This is a genomic window from Klebsiella sp. RC2, assembly GCF_014192815.1.
GTDB classification, from domain to species: domain Bacteria; phylum Pseudomonadota; class Gammaproteobacteria; order Enterobacterales; family Enterobacteriaceae; genus Klebsiella; species Klebsiella variicola.
This window is the reverse complement of the sequence record NZ_JACHYL010000001.1, coordinates 748,109-769,636: the sequence shown is the minus strand read 5'-3', so window position 1 is coordinate 769,636 and position 21,528 is coordinate 748,109. Positions and strand designations below refer to the sequence as shown.

Here is a 21,528-nt window from a genome sequence, read left to right as displayed (position 1 = left end):
ATCATGACCCTACCGAAAATTAAACACGTCCGCGCCTGGTTTACCGGCGGCGCCACAGCAGAGCAGGGCGCCGGCGGCGGCGATTACCACGACCAGGGGGCTAACCACTGGATTGACGATCATATCGCCACCCCGATGAGCAAATATAAAGAGTATGAGCAGTCCCGCCAGTCGTTTGGCATCAACGTGCTGGGCACGCTGATTGTGGAAGTGGAAGCCGACAACGGACAGACCGGCTTTGCGGTGTCGACGGCCGGAGAGATGGGCTGCTTTATCGTGGAAAAACATCTCAACCGCTTTATCGAAGGCAAATGCGTCAGCGATATCAAACTGATCCATGACCAGATGCTTAACTCCACCCTTTACTACGCGGGATCCGGCGGCCTGGTGATGAATACCCTCTCCTGTGTCGACCTGGCGCTGTGGGATCTGTTCGGGAAAGTGGTTGGCCTGCCGGTCTACAAACTGCTGGGCGGGGCAGTGCGCGACGAAATCCAGTTCTATGCCACCGGCGCGCGTCCGGACCTGGCGCAGGAGATGGGCTTTATCGGCGGTAAAATGCCTACCCACTGGGGGCCGCACGATGGCGACGCCGGGATCCGCAAAGACGTCGCCATGGTGGCTGACATGCGTGAAAAATGCGGCCCGGATTTCTGGTTAATGCTGGACTGCTGGATGAGTCAGGACGTTAACTATGCCACCAAACTTGCCCATGCCTGTGCCCCTTATAACCTCAAGTGGATCGAAGAGTGCCTGCCGCCGCAGCAGTATGAAGGCTATCGCGAACTGAAGCGCCAGGCGCCGGCCGGGATGATGGTGACCAGCGGCGAGCACCACGGCACACTGCAGTCCTTCCGCACCCTGTCGGAAACCGGCATCGATATTATGCAGCCCGACGTCGGCTGGTGCGGCGGCTTAACCACCCTGGTGGAGATCGCGGCCATCGCCAAAGCGCGCGGGCAGTTGGTGGTGCCTCACGGCTCGTCGGTTTACTCCCATCATGCGGTGATCACCTTCACCAACACGCCGTTCAGCGAGTTTCTGATGACCAGCCCGGACTGCGCCACGCTGCGTCCACAGTTCGACCCGATCCTGCTTGGCGAGCCGGTGCCGGAGAGAGGGCGCATTCATAAATCGGTCCTGGATAAACCCGGTTTTGGCGTCGAGCTCAATCGCGACTGCAACCTGAAGCGTCCTTATCAACACTGATTGCATCGGGCCGCCCGGCGGCCCGCGCCTGAGGATATTATGATGAGCAACACTCTGCTGGAGAGCGTGGTGAAGAAAAACCGCGCCCGCTTAATCCCCTTTATGCTGGCGCTGTACGTGCTGGCGTTTCTTGACCGTTCGAATATCGGTTTCGCCAAAGAGACCTACCAGCTGGATACCGGGCTCAGCAATGAGGCCTACGCTCTGGGGGCCGGTATCTTCTTTGTGGTCTATGCCTTCCTCGGGGTGCCGGCCAATCTGCTGATGCGCAAATTTGGCGCCAGAAAATGGATCGGCTGCACCACGCTGCTGTGGGGCGTGCTGTCGGCGGCGATGGCGTGGGCGGATACGGAAGCGAAATTCCTGCTGGTACGTACCCTGCTGGGCGCGGCGGAGGCGGGATTCTTTCCCGGAATGATCTACCTCACTTCACAGTGGTTTCCCCAGCAAAACCGCGCCAGCATTATGGGGCTGTTTTATATGGGGGCGCCGCTGGCCCTGACGCTGGGATCGCCTTTATCCGGTGCGCTGCTGGAGATGCATGGGTTTATGGGCCATCCCGGCTGGTTCTGGATGTTTGTCATTGAAGGCTTGCTCGCCGTCGCCGCGGGAGCGTTCACCTTCTTCTGGCTGGACGATTCGCCGCAGCATGCCCGCTTCCTGAGCATGGAGGAGAAACAGGCGCTGATAAGCGAGCTGGCGCGCGAGGAGGAGAAAAAGATTGCCTCGCGCCTGTCCGATGCGCTGCGTAACGGGCGGGTCTGGCAGCTGGCGCTGATTTATCTGACCATTCAGGTGGCGGTCTATGGTCTGATTTTCTTCCTGCCCACCCAGGTTGCTGCGCTGCTGGGCACCAAAGTCGGCTTCGTTGCCTCGGTGGTGACGGCTATCCCGTGGGTGGCAGCGCTGTTTGGCACCTGGCTTATCCCTCGCTACTCCGATCGCACCGGCGAGCGGCGCAATATTGCCGCCCTGACGCTGCTGGCGGCGGCGGTCGGGATTGCGGTGTCCGGACTGGTGGCGCCGGTGCTGGCTATCATCGCGCTGTGCGTGGCGGCGGTTGGGGTGATTGCCGTGCAGCCGGTCTTCTGGACGATGCCGACGCAGCTGCTGTCCGGCACGGCCCTGGCCGCCGGGATTGGCTTTGTTAACCTGTTTGGCGCCATCGGCGGCTTTCTGGCGCCGATCGTGCGCGTGCAGGCCGAAACTTTGTTCGCCAGCAGCGCCGCCGGACTGTTAACCCTGGCCGGCGTCGCCATTGTCGGGGTGGTCATTATCTTTTCATTGAGCCTTACCCGCGCGGTACCCCAGCGCGGCAGCGTACAGCATTGAATAAAGGAATCGCTATGAACGCACTGTTATCTAACCCCTTCAAACGGGGATTTTTACGCGGTGAGACGCAAATCGGCCTGTGGCTGAGCTCCACCTCCTCCTACATGGCCGAGATCGCCGCGACCTCGGGATACGACTGGCTGCTGATCGACGGCGAGCATGCGCCGAACACCATTCAGGACCTTTATCATCAGCTTCAGGCGATTGCTCCCTACGCCAGCCAGCCGGTCATTCGTCCGGTCGAGGGCAACCGCAGCCTGATAAAACAGGTGCTGGATATTGGCGCCAGAACGTTGCTGGTGCCGATGGTCGATACCGCCGAGCAGGCGCGGGAGGTGGTCTCAGCGACCCGTTATCCGCCCATCGGTAGCCGCGGTGTTGGCGCTGGCGTGGCGAGAGCGGCGCGCTGGGGAAGGATAGAGAATTATATGGCGGAGGCGAATGACGAACTCTGTCTGCTGATACAGGTCGAGAGCCGAACCGCGCTGGAGAATCTGGACGCGATTCTTGAGGTGGACGGCATTGACGGGGTGTTTATCGGTCCGGCGGATCTTTCCGCCTCACTGGGTCACCCGGACGATGCCGGCCATCCTGACGTGCAGCGGGTGATCGAGCAGAGCATCCGGCGCATTCGCGCGGCGGGGAAAGCGGCCGGATTTCTGGCGGTCGACCCGGCGATGGCAGAAAAATGTCTTGCCTGGGGGGCCAACTTCGTCGCCGTCGGGGTGGACACCATGCTGTATACCCAGGCGCTGGACCGCCGGCTGGCGATGTTCAAACCCACCTGCGCCCAGCCGCAGGAGAAAGCGAGCTATTAACTATTGATGGCGGAGGCTGGCGCTGGGCTCAGGCGAGCGCTTGCGCCAGTACCGTCAGCGGATGCTCGCAGCGTTTGCGGGTGGACATCTCAATCTGCCACTTGCAGGTCTCGCAGTCGGTCACGACGATGTCGGCGCCGCTCTCCTCAATCTGGCGGAACAGCGGGGCGCCGATAGCCTGGGATACCGCATAATTCTCAGTTTTAAACCCGTAGGTGCCCGCGATGCCGCAGCACTGTGAATCCAGCACCTCCAGCTGCAGGCCGGGGATCAGCCGCAGCAGCTCGAGGGTATACAGCGACCAGCCCATCTTTTCCATATGACACGGGGTGTGATAGACCACCTTCAGCGGTAGCCGGCGCAGCGGTAGCGTCTTGCCGGCATCCAGCTGTTTCCAGATCCAGCGGGTGGCCAGCTCGACCCGATCGCGAAGATCGCTGTTGTCGACATCGAGGAGATGAGGGTATTCATCACGTAGCGTAAAGGTGCAGGTCGAGGAGGTGGCAATGATCGGCAGCGTGTTTTCCCGCATCGCAGCGACGTTACTCTGCGCCTGTTTACGCGCCTTGTCGAAAAAGCCGTTGGCGATCAGCGGCACGCCGCAGCATTTTTCCTTCGATAACAACTGCACGCCGGTACCCAGCGCGTTGACGACGCGGATCAGATCCTTACCCAGCTGCGGATGGTTATAGTTGACGTAGCAGCCATGAAAGAAGACCACCTGCTCAGGGTACTGCGCCTGTCTGGCCGCGAGCTGGCGGTAAGCGCGGCGGAAGGTGCCGAAGCCATATTTCGGTAGTGTGCGCCGGTGGTCGATTTTAAGCGCCGCGTCGAGCAGGCGGCGCACCGGTTTTAAACCGGTCGTGGCGTTGACCAGGGGGGCAAAGGGAGTGGAAAGGGTGCCCATCAGGTCGGTATGGCTGAGGATGGCGTCGCGCAGGGTCGGCTTTTGCTGGCCGTACTGTGCCCGGGCGCGCTGAATGATATCGCCAATTTTCACATCCGACGGGCAGGCAACCTCGCAGCGCTTGCAGTTAATGCAGTACTTCAGCGCCTCGTCGTACAGCGCGCCATCCTTCAGACGCAGACGTTCGCCGTCCGGCCCCGCCTGTTTCGGGCCGGGATAGCGTGGATTGACCCGACTTACCGGGCAGGTGGTGGTACAGACCGTGCACTTAATGCAGCTTTCAAAACGGGTATCGTTCATGGCCGGTCTCCGGCAAGGGCGTGGATCTGTCTGGCGGCGTGCAGCGCGGTGACGGCGCAGACACCGCCGCCACAGCCGAGCTGAATGGCATCGAACCCGCCGAGCAATGAGCCAATGGCGAACAGATTATGGAACGGCTGCCCGCCCAGCAGGGGGCGCAGCAGGGCATCGGTTTTCACGCCGAAGCGTTGCCACGGTTGTGAGGCGAAGAAATCGCGCTGGTACCAGCTTTCCCGTGGCAGGGTCTGCTGCAGATCGAGGCCGAGGATCGGCTCGCGCACGCTATCGCGAGTGGCGACAAGACCATTGCTGAAAAAGCTGCCGCTGGCCAGCACGGTGAAACGCGGACGCAGCGCGACATCGCCGTGATTTCGCGTCCAGACGGCCTCGACGGCGCCCTGTCGATGGCTGATTTTCACCACTTCATCGCCAGCAAGCCAGGTGCCGCCCTCGCGAATGAACTGACGCTGAAGCTGGCTATGCAGGCGCATCCCCGGCACCGAAGGCGGCAGCGTCGGCAGCAGACGCAGCGGGCAGGGCAGACGCGTCTGCAGCCAGTGGTACAGGCGATCGTCAGCGAGGCCAAAACAGGCGGGCATGATCAGCAGGTCATGCTGCTGCGCCAGCGGCAGCAGCGCTGCATGCAGGGCCGGCCATAGATTCTCATCATCCAGTACGCGGGCGATATTGGCGGCGCGAAACTCGGTGGGGTTGTCACGCAGCACATCCAGCAGCGGTAACTCGATTTCCACCGCCGCGGCGGTAACTCCGTGTTGATCGAGCGCGGCGGCGGCGAGATGTGGCTGAAAATCAGCAAAACCGCTAATCCCTACCAGGCATACGTGTTGCTGCGCGAAGGGTGCCAGCGGAACCTCTTCCGGCGACAGCCACGCCGGTCGCAACGTCCCCAGCGGGGTCACCCGCAGATGAGGTTGGCGCGCTTCGCCTTGCATGTTCGCGCCGCAGGCGGCCAGCAGGGCTTCGGTCTGTGTCGCGTATTCGAGTACCGCCCCGGCGCCGAGCCGGGAATAAGGGTGTTCAGGAAGCTGTTCAGCGAGTTGCTGCAGACCTTGTGCGACGTCAGTAACGTTATCGCCGTTCGGCAGCGCCGAGAGCAGGTCTAACGACGCGGAGGAAAAATGCAGCGCGCTCTGCCCGCGGCTGATAATGACGCTGCGCAGGCCGTACTGATTCAGCGCCAGCCCGCACAACAGGCCGGCGAGCCCGCCGCCGACAATTGCGCAATCAAACTTCATCCTGGTGCTCCTGTGGCAGTCCGCACAGGCCGAGGTAGACCCAGCGGGTGAATTCGCTTTCGCGCAGTGCATCGCCCCAGGCGATGGGCTGCACGCCCTTCCAGCGTTCATTGAGAAACGCCGAGAGCTGGGTTAATGACTGCGCGGGGGTGGTGACGTTAAAGCGCTGCAACAGTCCGGCAGCGCGGCAGGCGCAGAGTTCCCCCTGGCAGGTGCCCATGCCAATCCGGGTGCGGCGGCGCAGGTCGAGAAGGGTGTTGACCGCCAGATTTTCCACCGCGTATTTCACTTCGCCAGCGGTAACGGCTTCGCATTCGCAGACCAGGCTACGGTGCTGGCGGCTGTCGCCAAGCCAGGCCGGAGTGCGATCGCCGTGACGGTAGACGGCCGAGCCGCGCAGCGGGGTGGGGAGGGAGATAATTTTTTGCAGGGTACTTTCCGTTGGCTCCTGTGAACCGGGCAGCGGGGTCTCGGCCGTGCTACAGGGGGTGGTGTTTCCCAGCTTACGACAGACGGCGTCGGTGGCCCACTCGGCCATCAGGCGATAGGTCATCAGCTTGCCGCCGGTGATAGTAATGAAGCCTTCCATACCGTCACGCTGGGCATGGTCGAGCAGGACGATGCCGCGGCTGACGCTGCGCCCGCTGGGATCGTTATCGCTGGCCACCAGCGGGCGGACGCCGGAGTAGGCGCGGAGGATCCGGGTGCGGCCCATGACCGGCGCCAGCTTTTCGCCTTCGCGCAGCAGGGTATCGACTTCCGCCGTCGTTACCCGGTTGTCGTCAATGTCGTCATAAGGAATATGCATTGAGGTGGTGCCGATCAGCGAGATGGTATCCCCGGGCACCAGAATATCGGCGTCGGCCGGCTTACGGCAGCGGTTGATCACCAGGTTGTTAATCCGGTGGTCGAGGATCAACAGCGATCCCTTCGCCGGGAACATGGTGATGCGCAGGTCGGCATATTCCGCAATGCGCTGCCCCCAGATCCCGGCGGCGTTAACCACCACCCCGGCGTACAGCGTACGGGCCTGGTGAAGTTGGCGGTCGTATACCTGAACGCCGCAGACGCGATCGCCCTGGCGCAGCAGGCCTGTTACTTCGCAGCCGGTAAGGATCTGCGCGCCGTGTTCGCGGGCGTCGAGCATATTGGCCGCGGTGAGGCGAAACGGGTCGATGGTGCCGTCCGGGACCTGCACCGCGCCCAGCAGCGTCGGGTTGACGGCGGGCTCCTGGCGCAGCGCGTCCTGCGGCGAGAGCGGCGTGGCCTCTATGCCAGCCTGCTGACAGGCGTCGATAAAGGTTTGCTGCCAGGCCATGTCATCTTCAGGCAGGGTGATAAACAGCCCATTGGTCGGTTCAATGCAGTGGCGGGCGATGCGGCGCAGGATGCGGTTCTCACTGATGCATTCGCGGGCGGATTCGTTGTCGGTCACCGCATAGCGGGCGCCGCTGTGCAGCAGTCCATGATTACGGCCGGTGGCCCCGGTGGCGATATCATGGCGCTCAATGAGCAGCGTTCGTAATCCGCGCCGGGCGCAGTCGCGGGCGATACCGGCGCCGGTTGCTCCGCCGCCGATGATAATGACCTCGCTATCAAGACGTCCCGTCATCTTCAGCTCCTCTGCTTGCGTTTAACGCCATTTAGCCACAATTCATAAGGTTATTGTTTGATTTCGAGCATATTCGCGCGTTATTTGAGCGTGTTATGTGATTTCGTGCTCACATTAGAACGTTTTGTCATATTTCTGTAACAAATTGTGCGATGTTTCACAGTATCAACTCTACGTATTGCCTACCATCGCGACCATATTTGAAGTTGGTGATTAATCTGGGATTTTGTCGTGACGTCAGTAGAAAACAGCAAGGGCCACGGAGGCTGATATGTTAAGTATTTTTAAACCCGCCGCGCATAAAGCGCGTTTGCCAGCAGCGGAGATCGACCCGCTGTATCGTCGATTACGCTGGCAGATTTTCATTGGCATCTTTTTTGGTTATGCCGCTTACTATCTGGTTCGTAAGAACTTTGCCCTGGCGATGCCTTATCTGATTGAGCAGGGCTTCTCCCGTGGCGACCTCGGTTTCGCCCTTTCCGGCATCTCCATCGCCTACGGATTTTCGAAATTCATCATGGGCTCGGTCTCTGACCGCTCGAATCCGCGCATTTTCCTGCCGGCCGGCTTGATCCTCGCCGCGCTGGTGATGCTGGTGATGGGCTTTGTACCGTGGGCGACTTCCAGCATCATGATCATGTTCGTATTGCTGTTTCTTTGCGGATGGTTCCAGGGGATGGGCTGGCCGCCGTGCGGCCGGACCATGGTGCACTGGTGGTCGCAGAAAGAGCGCGGTGGGATTGTCTCGGTGTGGAACTGCGCGCATAACGTCGGCGGCGGTATTCCGCCGCTGCTGTTCCTGCTGGGGATGGCGTGGTTTAACGACTGGCACGCGGCGCTGTATATGCCGGCTTTCGGCGCGATCCTGCTGGCGATTTTTGCCTTCGCGATGATGCGCGATACCCCGCAGTCCTGCGGTCTGCCGCCGATCGAAGAGTATAAAAACGACTATCCGGATGACTATAGTGATAAGCACGAAGAAGAGCTGACGGCGAAGCAGATCTTTATGCAGTACATTCTGCCGAACAAGCTGCTGTGGTACATCGCTATCGCTAACGTCTTCGTTTATCTGCTGCGCTACGGCATTCTGGACTGGTCGCCGACCTACCTGAAAGAGGTCAAACACTTCGCGCTGGATAAATCCTCCTGGGCCTACTTCCTCTATGAGTACGCGGGGATCCCGGGCACGCTGCTGTGCGGCTGGATGTCGGACAAAGTGTTTAAAGGCAACCGCGGCGCGACCGGCGTGTTCTTTATGACCCTGGTGACCATCGCCACTGTCGTTTACTGGCTGAACCCGCCGGGTAATCCGGGCGTCGATATGGCCTGTATGATCATCATTGGCTTCCTGATTTACGGCCCGGTGATGCTGATCGGTCTGCATGCCCTCGAGCTGGCGCCGAAAAAAGCCGCCGGTACCGCCGCGGGCTTCACCGGCCTGTTCGGCTATCTTGGCGGTTCCGTGGCGGCGAGCGCCATCGTCGGCTACACCGTCGATTTCTTCGGCTGGGACGGCGGCTTCATGGTGATGATCGGCGGCAGCGTGCTGGCGGTTATCCTGCTGGTTATCGTGATGCTTGGCGAGCGTCGTCATCATCAACAACTGAAACAAGCCTAAGGAGCGACGATGAACATGAAACTCACCGCGCTAATGAGCGGCATGATTTTGGCCAGTTCGGCGCTGTGCTTCAGCGCTGTCGCAGCGGAGAAAATGGTCATCGCCCACCGCGGCGCCAGCGGGTATCTGCCGGAACATACCCTGCCGGCGAAAGCGATGGCTTACGCTCAGGGGGCGGATTACCTTGAGCAAGATCTGGTGATGACCAAAGACGACCGGCTGGTGGTGTTACACGACCATTATCTCGATCGGGTGACTGACGTTGCGCAGCGTTTCCCGCAGCGGGCGCGTAAAGATGGCCGTTTCTACGCCATCGACTTTACCCTGGCCGAGATTAAGTCGTTGAAGTTTACCGAAGGTTTTGAGCCGAAAAATGGTAAGAACGTGCAAACCTATCCCGGGCGTTTCCCGATGGGCAAATCCGATTTCCGCATTCATACCTTTGAAGAAGAGATTGAGTTTGTCCAGGGGCTGAACCATTCGACGGGTAAAAATATCGGTATCTACCCGGAAATCAAAGCGCCGTGGTTCCACCATCAGGAAGGCAAAGATATTGCCGCCAGCACGCTGAAAGTGCTGAAGGAATATGGCTATACCAGCAAGCAGGATAAGGTTTATCTGCAGTGCTTTGACGCCAACGAGCTCAAACGTATCAAAAATGAGCTGGAACCGAAGATGGGCATGGATCTCAATCTGGTGCAGCTCATCGCCTATACCGACTGGAATGAAACCCAGCAGAAACAGGCAGATGGCAAATGGGTGAACTACAGCTACGACTGGATGTTCCAGCCGGGTGCGATGGCGCAGATTGCGCAGTACGCCGACGGTATTGGCCCGGATTACCATATGCTGGTGGCGGAAGGCTCGAAGCCGGGCGCGGTGAAGCTGACGGCGATGGTGAAAGAGGCGCATGCCAGCCATCTGCAGGTGCATCCGTACACCGTGCGCGCGGATCAGTTGCCGGAGTACGCCACTAACGTTAATCAGCTCTATGACCTGCTGTATCACCAGGCGGGCGTCGACGGCTTGTTTACCGATTTCCCGGATAAAGCGGTGCAGTTCCTGGACGCGAAATAAAACAAAAGGGCCGTAAGGCCCTTTTATGTTTTCCCCCTCTCCCTGTGGGAGAGGGCCGGGGTGAGGGCATCAGGCCGCACACATCGACAACACTTACATCTCGATCTCAATATCGCCTTTCGCCCGGCAGCAGCAGGGCAAAATTTCCCCCGGCTGGATAAAGGCCAGCGGCTCGGTCAGCCAGTCAACCTGGCCGGAAACCAGACGCGTGCGGCAGGAACCGCAATAGCCTTCGCGGCACTGATATTCCACATCGATATTATGCGACTCCAGCGCCGCCAGCAGGGAAGGGTGTTCATCCTGACACTCAAGGCGAGTGTCAGAGATTTTCAGGAAAATCCGCTTCATTACAGCTGGAAGTTGCTCAGGTCGTCGGCATCGACTTCAGAATCGATCTGACCGACGAGATACGAGCTGACTTCCACTTCCTGCGGCGCCACCTGGACGTTATCGGAGACCAGCCAGGTGTTGATCCATGGGATTGGGTTGGAGCGGGTCTGGAATGGCAGATCAAGGCCCACTGCCTGCATGCGGATATTGGTGATGTACTCGACGTACTGGCAGAGAATATCTTTGTTCAGGCCGATCATCGAGCCGTCGCGGAACAGATAGTCCGCCCACTCTTTCTCCTGCTGCGCCGCCAGCACGAACAGGTCATAGCACTCCTGCTTGCACTCTTCGGCGATTTCCGCCATCTCCGGATCGTCGCTGCCGGAGCGCAGCAGGTTCAGCATATGCTGGGTGCCGGTCAGGTGCAGCGCTTCATCGCGAGCGATCAGGCGGATAATTTTGGCGTTACCTTCCATCAGCTTGCGCTCGGCGAAAGCGAAGGAGCAGGCGAAGCTAACGTAGAAGCGGATCGCTTCCAGCGCGTTGACGCTCATCAGGCACAGATAGAGTTTCTTTTTCAGCTCGCGCAGATTCACGGTCACGGTTTTGCCGTTGACGGTGTGGGTGCCTTCGCCCAGCAGGTGCCAGTAGCTGGTCATTTCGATCAGCGAATCGTAATAGTGAGAGATGCCTTCCGCACGTTTCTGGATCTGCTCGTTGGTCACGATATCGTCGAACACGGTCGCCGGATCGTTGACGATGTTGCGGATGATATGGGTGTAGGAGCGCGAGTGGATGGTCTCGGAGAAGGCCCAGGTTTCCACCCAGGTTTCCAGCTCCGGGATGGAGATCAGCGGCAGCAGCGCAACGTTCGGGCTGCGGCCCTGGATGGAGTCGAGCAGCGTCTGGTACTTCAGGTTGCTGATGAAAATATGTTTTTCATGTTCCGGCAGCGCCTGGTAGTCGATGCGATCGCGGGAAACGTCAACCTCTTCCGGACGCCAGAAGAAGGAGAGCTGCTTTTCAATCAGCTTTTCAAAGATGTCATATTTTTGCTGATCGTAGCGGGCCACGTTAACCGGCTGGCCAAAAAACATCGGTTCCAGCAGCTGATCGTTTTTCGTCTGTGAAAAAGTGGTGTATGCCATTGAAGTGAGTCCTGTTGAAATGTATTGCCCGGCGGTACTGCATTGGCCGGGCCTACACAATCGTAGGCCGGGTAAGCATCGCGCCACCCGGCAAAAATAACTTAGATCTTACAAGCGCCGCTTTCGCAGCCGTCGTCCTGGATGGACGGGGCCAGGTCATCCTGAGCGTCTTCTGCGCCATCACGGGTGTTGTGATAGTACAGCGTTTTGACACCGAATTTATAGGCGTTGAGCAGGTCTTTGAGCAACTGCTGCATCGGCACTTTTCCGGACGGGAAGCGCGTCGGATCGTAGTTGGTGTTGGCAGAGATCGACTGGTCGATAAACTTCTGCATGATACCCACCAGCTGCAGATAACCGTCGTTGTTCGGCATTTCCCACAGCAGCTCATAGGCGTTCTGCAGATTTTCGTAATCCGGCACCACCTGGCGCAGGATACCGTCCTTGGACGCTTTGATACTGACGTGGCCGCGCGGCGGCTCAATGCCGTTGGTGGCGTTGGAGATCTGCGACGAGGTCTCGGACGGCATCAGTGCGGAGAGCGTGGAGTTACGCAGACCGTGGGTTTTAATGGATTCGCGCAATGCTTCCCAGTCGAAGTGCAGAGATTCGCTGACGATGCCGTCCAGGTCTTTCTTATAGGTATCGATCGGCAGGATACCCTGCGCATAGGTGGTTTCATTGAACCACGGGCAGGCGCCCTGCTCGATAGCCAGCTCGTTGGAGGCCTTCAGCAGGTAGTACTGAATCGCTTCGAAGGTTTTGTGCGTCAGGTTGTTGGCGCTGCCGTCGGAGTAGCGTTTGCCATGCTTCGCCAGATAGTAAGCGAAGTTGATCACGCCGATGCCCAGCGTACGACGCCCCATCGCGCCGCGTTTGGCGGCCGGGATCGGGTAATCCTGATAGTCCAGCAGTGCATCCAGGGCACGCACCGCCAGCACCGCCAGCTCTTCCAGCTCGTCGAGGCTGTCAATCGCGCCGAGGTTGAAGGCCGACAGGGTGCACAGCGCGATTTCGCCGTTTTCGTCGTTGACGTCTTCCAGCGGTTTGGTCGGCAGGGCGATCTCCAGGCACAGGTTAGACTGACGCACCGGGGCGACTACCGGATCGAACGGGCTGTGGGTGTTGCAGTGGTCGACGTTCTGGATGTAGATGCGGCCGGTAGAGGCGCGTTCCTGCATCATCAGCGAGAACAGCTCAACGGCTTTAATACGCTGCTTGCGAATGCTGTCGTCCTGCTCGTACTGGGTGTACAGGCGCTCAAACTCGTCCTGATCGGCAAAGAAGGCGTCATACAGGCCCGGGACATCGGAAGGGCTGAACAGGGTAATGTCGCCGCCCTTCAGCAGACGGGTGTACATCAGCTTGTTGATCTGTACGCCGTAGTCCATATGACGAACGCGGTTGGCGTCGGTACCGCGGTTGTTTTTCAGCACCAGCAGGCTTTCCACTTCCAGATGCCACATTGGGTAGAAGAGGGTCGCCGCGCCGCCGCGAACGCCGCCCTGCGAGCAGGATTTCACCGCGGTCTGGAAATGTTTGTAGAACGGAATGCAACCGGTGTGGAAGGCTTCGCCGCCGCGGATCGGGCTGCCCAGCGCGCGAATGCGCCCGGCGTTGATGCCGATCCCGGCGCGCTGGGAAACGTATTTCACAATCGCGCTGGAGGTGGCGTTGATGGAATCCAGGCTGTCGCCGCACTCGATCAGCACGCAGGAGCTGAACTGACGGGTTGGGGTGCGCACGCCGGACATGATTGGCGTCGGCAGCGAGATTTTAAAGGTCGATACCGCGTCGTAGAAACGCTTAATGTAGTCCAGACGGGTTTCGCGCGGGTAGTTCGAGAACAGACACGCGGCGACCAGAATATAGAGGAACTGTGCGCTCTCATAAATTTCGCCGGTAACGCGGTTTTGTACCAGATACTTGCCTTCCAGCTGCTTAACGGCTGCGTAGGAGAAGTTCATGTCGCGCCAGTGGTCGAGGAAACCGTCCATCTGCTGGAACTCTTCTTCCGTGTAGTCTTCCAGCAGATGATGATCGTATTTACCCTTCTCGACCATCTTCACCACGTGATCGTAGAGCGCCGGCGGCTCAAACTGGCCGAAGGCTTTTTTACGCAAATGGAAAATCGCCAGACGCGCGGCGAGGTACTGGTAATCCGGCGCGTCGCGGGAGATCAAATCCGCAGCGGCTTTAATAATGGTTTCGTGGATGTCCGCGGTTTTGATGCCGTCATAGAACTGGATATGAGAGCGCAGCTCTACCTGGGAAATCGAAACGTTATTCAGTCCTTCTGCCGCCCAATCCAGTACGCGATGGATTTTGTCGAGATTGATGCGCTCGGTGGTCCCGTCGCGCTTTGTCACCAGCAGACTCTGATTCATGTGGATTTTACCTGTCCGTGAAAGAAAATATCCCCCGTTTATCCACAGAAGGCCGTTGTGACTAACTCTGTGGATAAATACTATATGTAGGGGGTTGTCGATAAAAGAAACGCTATATGGTGAGTATTTTAGTAAGGAATCTTTTGAGTACAAGGGTTGATTTTGACGTTAAATTGAGGTTGCGGAAGGGTAATAATCCGCAAGTCCACGTCGCATAAGGCCTGGAGAAGAAGTCAATAAAACAGAAAAAAAAATGAAAATTTGATCGAGTGCTGATTTCTTCATCGGAAGAAATAATCACGCGGCTTGATGCCGCGCAATCATCATAAGCGCAGGTGCTGACCTCAGTCCTGTTTGGCGGTCGTATGCAACATATAGTTAACATCAACCCCCGGCGCTAACTTGAAGGTGTTGGTCAGCGGATTGTAATGCAGACCGATGATATGCTGCTCTTTCAGAGTAGTCTGATCTACCCAGCTCAGCAGCTCGGCCGGTTTGATAAACTTCTTCACATCATGAGTGCCCTTAGGCACCATCTTCATGACATATTCCGCACCGACCACCGCCATCAGCCAGGCCTTGCCGTTGCGGTTGATGGTGGAGAAGAAGACCTGGCCGCCGGGCTTCACCAGCCGCGCGCAGGCATGCACCACCGACTGCGGGTCGGGCACGTGCTCCAGCATCTCCATGCAGGTCACGACGTCATACTGCTGCGGATGCTTCGCGGCATGTTCCTCAACCGTTTCCTGAACATAGTCCACCTGAATACCGCTCTCCAGGGCGTGCAGCTTCGCGACCTGCAGCGGTTCGGCGCCCATGTCCAGTCCGGTGACCGTCGCACCTTCGCGCGCCATGCTCTCGGCGAGAATGCCGCCGCCGCAGCCGACATCGAGGACTTTTTTACCGAACAGGCCGCCGGAGCGTTCGGCGATATAGCCCAGCCGCAGCGGGTTGATGCGGTGGAGCGGTTTGAACTCGCCCTCCAGATCCCACCAGCGCGAGGCGACGGCTTCGAATTTGGCGATTTCAGCATGATCGACGTTAGGGGCTACCGACGTTTTTTCGGCATTCATGGGCGCTTTTACTCCTTTTCTGTTCAGACCTGCGAGTATATCAGCAGCGCGCCATGAATAAACCGTATTGCTTTACCTCTATTAGCGCGGCTGTGTTATAATTTGCGACCTTTGAATCCGGGATACAGTAGAGGGATAGCGGTTAGATGAGCGACCTTGCGAGAGAAATTACACCGGTCAACATTGAGGAAGAGCTTAAGAACTCTTATCTGGATTATGCGATGTCGGTCATTGTTGGCCGTGCGCTGCCGGATGTCCGAGATGGCCTGAAGCCGGTACACCGTCGCGTACTTTACGCCATGAACGTATTGGGCAATGACTGGAACAAAGCCTATAAAAAATCAGCCCGTGTCGTTGGTGACGTAATCGGTAAATACCACCCGCACGGCGACTCCGCGGTATACGACACCATCGTTCGTATGGCGCAGCCGTTCTCGCTGCGTTACATGCTGGTGGACGGCCAGGGTAACTTCGGTTCCATCGACGGCGACTCCGCCGCGGCGATGCGTTATACCGAAATTCGTCTGGCGAAAATCGCTCATGAGCTGATGGCCGATCTTGAAAAAGAGACGGTCGATTTCGTCGACAACTATGACGGTACGGAGCGTATTCCGGACGTCATGCCGACCAAAATTCCTAACCTGCTGGTGAACGGCGCCTCCGGGATCGCCGTAGGGATGGCGACCAATATACCGCCGCATAACCTGACGGAAGTGATCAACGGCTGTCTGGCGTATGTTGACGATGAAGACATCAGCATTGAAGGGCTGATGGCGCATATTCCAGGCCCTGATTTCCCGACCGCCGCCATTATCAATGGCCGTCGTGGCATTGAAGAGGCCTACCGCACTGGTCGCGGTAAAGTGTACATCCGCGCGCGCGCGGAAGTGGAAGTGGACGCGAAATCCGGCCGCGAAACCATCATCGTGCACGAAATTCCGTATCAGGTGAACAAAGCGCGCCTGATTGAGAAAATCGCCGAGCTGGTCAAAGAAAAACGCGTGGAAGGCATCAGCGCGCTGCGTGACGAGTCTGATAAAGACGGGATGCGCATCGTGATTGAAGTGAAGCGCGATGCGGTAGGGGAAGTGGTGCTCAACAACCTCTATTCCCAGACTCAGCTGCAGGTCTCCTTCGGCATCAACATGGTTGCTCTGCACCATGGTCAGCCGAAGATCATGAACCTGAAGGACATCATCGCCGCGTTTGTACGCCACCGCCGCGAAGTGGTGACCCGTCGTACGATTTTCGAACTGCGCAAAGCGCGCGACCGGGCGCATATCCTCGAAGCGCTGGCCGTTGCGCTGGCCAACATCGACCCGATTATCGAACTGATCCGTCGCGCGCCGACCCCGGCAGAAGCGAAAACGGCGCTGGTTGCCCAGGCGTGGGATCTCGGTAACGTTGCGGCGATGCTGGAGCGCGCCGGTGATGACGCCGCGCGTCCGGAATGGCTGGAGCCAGAGTTCGGCGTGCGCGACGGTAAATACTATCTGACCGAGCAGCAGGCTCAGGCGATTCTGGATCTGCGTCTGCAGAAACTGACCGGCCTTGAGCATGAAAAACTGCTCGACGAATATAAAGAGTTGCTGGAGCAGATCGCGGAACTGCTGCACATTCTCGGCAGCGCCGATCGTCTGATGGAAGTGATTCGCGAAGAGCTGGAACTGATCCGTGACCAGTTCGGCGACGAACGTCGTACCGAAATCACTGCCAACAGCGCTGATATTAACATCGAAGATCTGATCAACCAGGAAGACGTGGTGGTCACCCTGTCGCATCAGGGCTATGTGAAGTATCAGCCGCTGACCGACTACGAAGCACAGCGTCGTGGCGGTAAAGGCAAGTCAGCAGCGCGCATTAAAGAAGAAGACTTTATCGACCGCCTGCTGGTGGCTAACACCCATGACACTATCCTCTGCTTCTCGAGCCGTGGCCGTCTGTACTGGATGAAGGTCTATCAGCTGCCGGAAGCCAGTCGCGGCGCGCGCGGTCGTCCGATCGTCAACCTGCTGCCGCTGGAAGCCGATGAGCGTATCACCGCCATCCTGCCGGTCCGCGAGTACGAAGAGGGCGTCAACGTCTTTATGGCGACCGCCAGCGGTACCGTGAAGAAAACCGCGCTGACCGAGTTCAGCCGTCCGCGTTCCGCCGGTATCATCGCGGTCAATCTGAACGAAGGCGATGAGCTGATCGGCGTCGATCTGACCTCTGGTCAGGACGAAGTGATGCTGTTCTCCGCGGCCGGTAAGGTTGTGCGCTTCAAAGAAGACGCCGTTCGCGCCATGGGCCGTACCGCCACCGGCGTACGCGGCATCAAGCTGGCGGAAAACGACAGCGTCGTCTCGCTGATTATTCCGCGCGGCGAAGGCGCGATCCTGACGGTAACGCAAAACGGTTACGGTAAACGTACCGCAGCGGCGGAGTATCCGACCAAATCGCGTGCCACTCAGGGCGTTATCTCGATCAAAGTCACCGAGCGTAACGGCTCCGTTGTGGGCGCCGTGCAGGTGGATGACTGCGATCAGATCATGATGATCACCGACGCCGGGACGCTGGTTCGTACCCGCGTTTCCGAAGTGAGCATCGTGGGCCGTAACACCCAGGGTGTGATCCTCATCCGCACCGCGGAAGATGAAAACGTGGTGGGTCTGCAGCGCGTGGCAGAGCCGGTGGACGACGAAGAACTGGATGCCATCGACGGTAGCGTAGCGGAAGGCGATGACGATATCGCCCCGGAAGCGGATACCGATGACGACATCGCCGAAGACGAAGAGTAATCGTCGCAGGTAAATGTTCTGAAAGGGCCGGGTATTCTCCCGGCCCTTTTTGCATTAAGATTGCGGCAAAGCCGGTTTACCGCTACTTTAACCCCATTCTGTTGAGTCCCTGACGGCCGAGCATCGCCACATTGAAATATCTTGCCTCGTTTCATACAACCCTGAAGGTTTCACGTTATCTGTTCAGAGCGCTGGCGGTATTACTGTGGCTGCTGATTGCGTTTGTCTCTGTGTTCTATATCGTCAATGCCCTGCACGAGCGGGAAGCCGAGATCCATCAGGAGCTCAATCTCAACGCCGATCAGGCCCAGCGCTATATTCAGCGTACGGCGGACGTGATTAAAGAGCTGAAGTACGTCGCCGGTAACCGCTTGTCGGCAGGGGACGCGGTAGCGCAAGGGCAAAACGGCGATATCGCGGTGCCCAACTTTGAACCCCTGTACCCAGATTCCGACTGCAGCGCGATGAGCAGCACCTGGCGTAATTCGCTGCAATCACTGGCGTGGTTTATGCGCTACTGGCGGGATAATTTTACCGCTGCCTACGACCTTAACCGCATCTTTCTCATTGGCAGCGATAACCTCTGCATGGCCAACTTTGGCCTACGGGACGTGCCGATTGAGCGCGATCAGGCGCTGAAAGTCCTGCATCAGCGCATTGAGCAATATCGCAACGCGCCGCAAAACGAGCGCGGCAACAACCTGTTCTGGATAAGCCAGGGCATGCGCCCCGGCGTGGGCTACTTTTATGCCCTGACCCCGGTCTATATGGCCAACCGTCTGCAGGCGATGCTCGGCGTGGAGCAGACCATCCGTATGGAGAGCTTCTTCACGCCAGGCAGTTTGCCGATGAGCGTGACGATTTTTGACGATAACGGCCAGCCGCTGATCTCGTTGGCCGGCGCGGAAGGCAAAATCCAGAGCGAAGCGAAGTGGATGCAGGAGCGGATGTGGTTTGGCTACAGCGCAGGTTTTCGCGAGCTGGTGCTGAAAAAAAGCCTGGCGCCGTCCTCCTTAAGTATCGTCTATTCCGTTTCGGTGGACCAGGTGCTGGAGCGGATCCGCATGCTCATCATCAACGCCATCATTCTCAATATTCTGACCGGAGCAATGCTGTTTGCGCTGGCGCGAATGTATGAGCGGCGCATTTTTATCCCGGCGGAAAATGATGCGCAGCGACTGGAAGAGCATGAACAGTTCAACCGCAAAATCGTGGCCTCAGCCCCGGTGGGGATCTGTATTCTGCGCACCGTCGACGGGACCAATATTCTCAGTAACGAGCTGGCGCACAACTACCTGAATATGCTGACCCATGAGGATCGCCAGCGGCTGACGCAGATCATCTGCGGCCAGCAGGTCAACTTTGTCGATGTGCTGACCAGCAACCATACCAACCTGCAGATTAGCTTTGTCCATTCGCGTTATCGCAATGAAAACGTCGCCATTTGCGTGCTGGTGGACGTTTCCGCCCGCGTGAAAATGGAGGAGTCGCTGCAGGAGATGGCCCAGGCGGCTGAACAGGCCAGCCAGTCGAAATCGATGTTCCTTGCGACCGTCAGCCATGAGCTGCGTACCCCGCTATACGGCATCATCGGTAACCTCGATCTGCTGCAGACGAAGGCCCTGCCGAAGGGCGTTGATCGCCTGGTGACGGCGATGAACAACTCTTCCAGCCTGCTGCTGAAAATCATCAGCGATATTCTCGATTTCTCGAAAATCGAGTCTGAGCAGTTGAAGATCGAGCCGCGGGAGTTTTCCCCGCGCGAAGTGATGAACCATATCTCTGCTAACTATCTGCCGCTGGTGGTACGCAAGCAGTTGGGTCTGTACTGTTTTATCGAGCCGGATGTCCCGGAGCAGATGTCCGGCGACCCGATGCGCCTGCAGCAGGTGATCTCTAACCTGCTGAGCAATGCGATTAAGTTCACCGACACCGGCTGTATTATCCTGCACGTCCAGTGTGCGGGGGATTATCTGCAGATCAGCGTCCGCGATACCGGGGAGGGGATCCCGGCGAAAGAGGTGTTGCGCCTGTTCGATCCCTTCTTCCAGGTGGGGACCGGCGTGCAGCGAAACTTCCAGGGCACCGGCCTTGGCCTGGCGATCTGTGAAAAGCTGATCAGCATGATGGATGGCGATATCGCCGTGGAAACGGAGCCGGGGATGGGCAGCCGTTTTACCATCCGTATCCCGCTGTATGGCGTGCAGAACACACCGCAGGTGACGGCGGACGGTTTCGCAGGCAAGACCTGCTGGCTGGCAATCCATAATACCTCGCTGGCGATGTTCGTCACGTCGCTGCTCAGCTATCACGGCCTGACGGTACGCCGCCATGCCGGAGAAACGCCGGACGCCGACGATGTCTTGCTGACTGACGATGAAGCGCAGAGGGGCTGGCAGGGGAGTGCGATGGTCATCTTCTGCCGCCGCCATATCGGCATCCCGCAGGAGCGAGCCGCCGGTGAGTGGCTGCACAGCGTGACGACGCCGCATGAACTGCTGCCGCTGCTGGGGCGTATTTTCCACGTCGCCCTCGACAGCGCGGAGAATAGCCGGGCGCTGATGGCGCCGGACGCGCAGATCGGTAATAACGACGACATGATGATCCTCGTGGTCGACGATCATCCGATTAACCGCCGTCTGCTGGCGGATCAGCTGGGATCGCTCGGCTACCAGTGCGTGACCGCTAACGACGGGGTCGACGCGCTCAACGTGCTTAGCAAACAGCATATCGATATCGTGCTCAGCGACGTCAACATGCCCAATATGGATGGTTATCGTCTGACGCAGCGCATTCGTCAGCTTGGCCTGACGCTGCCGGTGATCGGCGTCACCGCCAATGCCCTGGCGGAAGAGAAGCAGCGCTGTCTTGAATCGGGGATGGACAGCTGCCTGTCCAAGCCGGTCACCCTCGACGTGCTGAAGCAAACGCTGACGGTGTATGCGGCGCGGGTACGTAACGGGCGGGAATAACGGGGAGCTCCGTCTCGCCGGGGCGAGACGGAGAAAACAAAGGGATTACTCTTTATCCGTCGAACTTAGCGAGACGGAGGAGAGGTAGTTCAGCAGCGCAATGTCGTTTTCCACGCCCAGCTTCATCATTGCCGACTTCTTCTGGCTACTGATGGTTTTGATGCTGCGGTTGAGCTTTTTGGCGATCTCGGTCACCAGGAAGCCTTCAGCGAACAGACGCAGCACTTCGCTCTCTTTCGGCGACAGGCGTTTATCGCCATAGCCGCTGGCGCTGATTTTTTCCAGCAGACGAGAGACGCTTTCCGGTGTGAATTTCTTCCCTTTCTGCAGCGCGGCCAGCGCTTTTGGCAGGTCGGTCGGCGCTCCTTGCTTGAGAACGATCCCTTCGATATCCAAATCCAGCACCGCGCTGAGGATCGCCGGGTTGTTGTTCATGGTCAGAACAATGATCGACAGATCCGGGAAGTGGCGCTTGATGTATTTAATCAGCGTGATCCCGTCGCCGTATTTATCACCGGGCATGGACAGATCGGTGATCAGCACATGGGCGTCCAGCTTCGGAAGATTGTTGATAAGGGCCGTGGAGTCTTCAAACTCGCCAACGACGTTCACCCACTCAATTTGCTCAAGTGACTTACGAATACCGAACAGTACGATCGGATGGTCATCGGCAATAATTACGTTCATAGTGTTCATGTATAAGGCTACC

The 21,528-nt window shown here is 58.4% G+C and carries 15 protein-coding genes; 7 read left to right on the top strand and 8 right to left on the bottom strand.

What is annotated here, in order from left to right; all coding sequences use genetic code 11:
• The first annotated feature begins 3 nt into the window (after positions 1-3).
• Genes rhmD through yfaU form a run of 3 tightly spaced genes read left to right on the top strand, consistent with a single transcriptional unit; the run spans position 4 to position 3,359 of the window.
• On the top strand, positions 4-1,209 hold the full coding sequence (rhmD, locus tag FHW76_RS03550) for an L-rhamnonate dehydratase (RefSeq protein ID WP_183476244.1): 1,206 nt from the start codon (positions 4-6) through the stop codon (positions 1,207-1,209).
• A gap of 42 nt (positions 1,210-1,251) precedes the next feature.
• Complete coding sequence (locus FHW76_RS03545; RefSeq protein ID WP_032755037.1) at positions 1,252-2,541, top strand: MFS transporter; 1,290 nt, start codon at positions 1,252-1,254, stop codon at positions 2,539-2,541.
• Positions 2,542-2,555: 14 nt separating this feature from the next.
• Positions 2,556-3,359: a 2-keto-3-deoxy-L-rhamnonate aldolase gene (gene yfaU / locus FHW76_RS03540; protein WP_183476241.1), complete on the top strand. Its 804-nt coding sequence runs from the start codon at positions 2,556-2,558 to the stop codon at positions 3,357-3,359.
• A 28-nt stretch (positions 3,360-3,387) separates the two neighbouring features.
• Here the strand turns inward: yfaU and glpC are convergent, their stop codons facing one another.
• The 3 genes from glpC to glpA are packed head-to-tail and all read right to left on the bottom strand — an operon-like array spanning position 3,388 to position 7,434.
• Positions 3,388-4,566, bottom strand: coding sequence for an anaerobic glycerol-3-phosphate dehydrogenase subunit GlpC (gene glpC, locus FHW76_RS03535; RefSeq protein ID WP_008803967.1), 1,179 nt, complete (start codon positions 4,564-4,566; stop codon positions 3,388-3,390).
• Complete coding sequence (gene glpB, locus FHW76_RS03530) at positions 4,563-5,822, bottom strand: glycerol-3-phosphate dehydrogenase subunit GlpB (protein ID WP_183476238.1); 1,260 nt, start codon at positions 5,820-5,822, stop codon at positions 4,563-4,565. Before glpB ends, glpC begins: the two co-directional genes overlap by 4 nt.
• Complete coding sequence (gene glpA / locus FHW76_RS03525; protein ID WP_042947348.1) at positions 5,812-7,434, bottom strand: anaerobic glycerol-3-phosphate dehydrogenase subunit A; 1,623 nt, start codon at positions 7,432-7,434, stop codon at positions 5,812-5,814. The genes glpB and glpA overlap by 11 nt, the downstream gene beginning before the upstream one ends.
• 271 nt (positions 7,435-7,705) lie before the next feature.
• Between glpA and glpT the strand changes: the two genes are divergently transcribed.
• Both glpT and glpQ read left to right on the top strand, forming a co-directional pair.
• On the top strand, positions 7,706-9,052 hold the full coding sequence (gene glpT / locus FHW76_RS03520) for a glycerol-3-phosphate transporter (protein ID WP_183476234.1): 1,347 nt from the start codon (positions 7,706-7,708) through the stop codon (positions 9,050-9,052).
• Between the two features lie 9 nt (positions 9,053-9,061).
• Positions 9,062-10,129, top strand: a complete 1,068-nt coding sequence (glpQ, locus tag FHW76_RS03515) for a glycerophosphodiester phosphodiesterase (RefSeq protein WP_064170372.1) — start codon at positions 9,062-9,064, stop codon at positions 10,127-10,129.
• Positions 10,130-10,222: 93 nt separating this feature from the next.
• On the opposite strand, the gene yfaE is transcribed toward glpQ, so the two are convergent.
• From yfaE to ubiG, 4 genes are all read right to left on the bottom strand, one after another.
• A complete protein-coding gene (gene yfaE, locus FHW76_RS03510) occupies positions 10,223-10,477 on the bottom strand; it encodes a class I ribonucleotide reductase maintenance protein YfaE (protein WP_002913017.1) in 255 nt (84 codons plus the stop codon).
• Positions 10,477-11,607 (bottom strand): class Ia ribonucleoside-diphosphate reductase subunit beta, encoded by a 1,131-nt coding sequence (gene nrdB, locus FHW76_RS03505; protein ID WP_004140835.1) that lies wholly within the window; start codon positions 11,605-11,607, stop codon positions 10,477-10,479. Before nrdB ends, yfaE begins: the two co-directional genes overlap by 1 nt.
• A 101-nt stretch (positions 11,608-11,708) precedes the next feature.
• On the bottom strand, positions 11,709-13,994 hold the full coding sequence (gene nrdA / locus FHW76_RS03500) for a class 1a ribonucleoside-diphosphate reductase subunit alpha (RefSeq protein ID WP_008803972.1): 2,286 nt from the start codon (positions 13,992-13,994) through the stop codon (positions 11,709-11,711).
• 344 nt (positions 13,995-14,338) lie between these two features.
• On the bottom strand, positions 14,339-15,067 hold the full coding sequence (gene ubiG, locus FHW76_RS03495; protein ID WP_008803973.1) for a bifunctional 2-polyprenyl-6-hydroxyphenol methylase/3-demethylubiquinol 3-O-methyltransferase UbiG: 729 nt from the start codon (positions 15,065-15,067) through the stop codon (positions 14,339-14,341).
• Positions 15,068-15,213: 146 nt separating this feature from the next.
• On the opposite strand from ubiG, the gene gyrA reads away from it, so the two are divergent.
• Positions 15,214-17,847, top strand: a complete 2,634-nt coding sequence (gene gyrA / locus FHW76_RS03490) for a DNA topoisomerase (ATP-hydrolyzing) subunit A (RefSeq protein ID WP_008803974.1) — start codon at positions 15,214-15,216, stop codon at positions 17,845-17,847.
• Positions 17,848-17,978: 131 nt separating this feature from the next.
• Positions 17,979-20,819 (top strand): two-component system sensor histidine kinase RcsC, encoded by a 2,841-nt coding sequence (rcsC, locus tag FHW76_RS03485; RefSeq protein WP_016161575.1) that lies wholly within the window; start codon positions 17,979-17,981, stop codon positions 20,817-20,819.
• Positions 20,820-20,864: 45 nt separating this feature from the next.
• On the opposite strand, the gene rcsB is transcribed toward rcsC, so the two are convergent.
• The gene (gene rcsB, locus FHW76_RS03480; protein ID WP_004201684.1) at positions 20,865-21,515 is read right to left on the bottom strand and encodes a response regulator transcription factor RcsB; all 651 of its coding nucleotides are present in this window, start codon (positions 21,513-21,515) and stop codon (positions 20,865-20,867) included.
• Between the last annotated feature and the right edge of the window lie 13 nt (positions 21,516-21,528).

Bases quoted from the DNA above. Each gene is read 5' to 3' on its own strand.
- yfaE (WP_002913017.1), bottom strand. From the start codon at position 10,477: ATGAAGCGGATTTTCCTGAAAATCTCTGACACTCGCCTTGAGTGTCAG.
- ubiG (WP_008803973.1), bottom strand. From the start codon at position 15,067: ATGAATGCCGAAAAAACGTCGGTAGCCCCTAACGTCGATCATGCTGAA.
- yfaU (WP_183476241.1), top strand. From the start codon at position 2,556: ATGAACGCACTGTTATCTAACCCCTTCAAACGGGGATTTTTACGCGGT.
- rhmD (WP_183476244.1), top strand. From the start codon at position 4: ATGACCCTACCGAAAATTAAACACGTCCGCGCCTGGTTTACCGGCGGC.
- glpA (WP_042947348.1), bottom strand. From the start codon at position 7,434: ATGACGGGACGTCTTGATAGCGAGGTCATTATCATCGGCGGCGGAGCA.
- nrdA (WP_008803972.1), bottom strand. From the start codon at position 13,994: ATGAATCAGAGTCTGCTGGTGACAAAGCGCGACGGGACCACCGAGCGC.
- glpT (WP_183476234.1), top strand. From the start codon at position 7,706: ATGTTAAGTATTTTTAAACCCGCCGCGCATAAAGCGCGTTTGCCAGCA.
- glpC (WP_008803967.1), bottom strand. From the start codon at position 4,566: ATGAACGATACCCGTTTTGAAAGCTGCATTAAGTGCACGGTCTGTACC.
- glpB (WP_183476238.1), bottom strand. From the start codon at position 5,822: ATGAAGTTTGATTGCGCAATTGTCGGCGGCGGGCTCGCCGGCCTGTTG.
- rcsB (WP_004201684.1), bottom strand. From the start codon at position 21,515: ATGAACACTATGAACGTAATTATTGCCGATGACCATCCGATCGTACTG.
- gyrA (WP_008803974.1), top strand. From the start codon at position 15,214: ATGAGCGACCTTGCGAGAGAAATTACACCGGTCAACATTGAGGAAGAG.
- nrdB (WP_004140835.1), bottom strand. From the start codon at position 11,607: ATGGCATACACCACTTTTTCACAGACGAAAAACGATCAGCTGCTGGAA.
- FHW76_RS03545 (WP_032755037.1), top strand. From the start codon at position 1,252: ATGAGCAACACTCTGCTGGAGAGCGTGGTGAAGAAAAACCGCGCCCGC.
- glpQ (WP_064170372.1), top strand. From the start codon at position 9,062: ATGAACATGAAACTCACCGCGCTAATGAGCGGCATGATTTTGGCCAGT.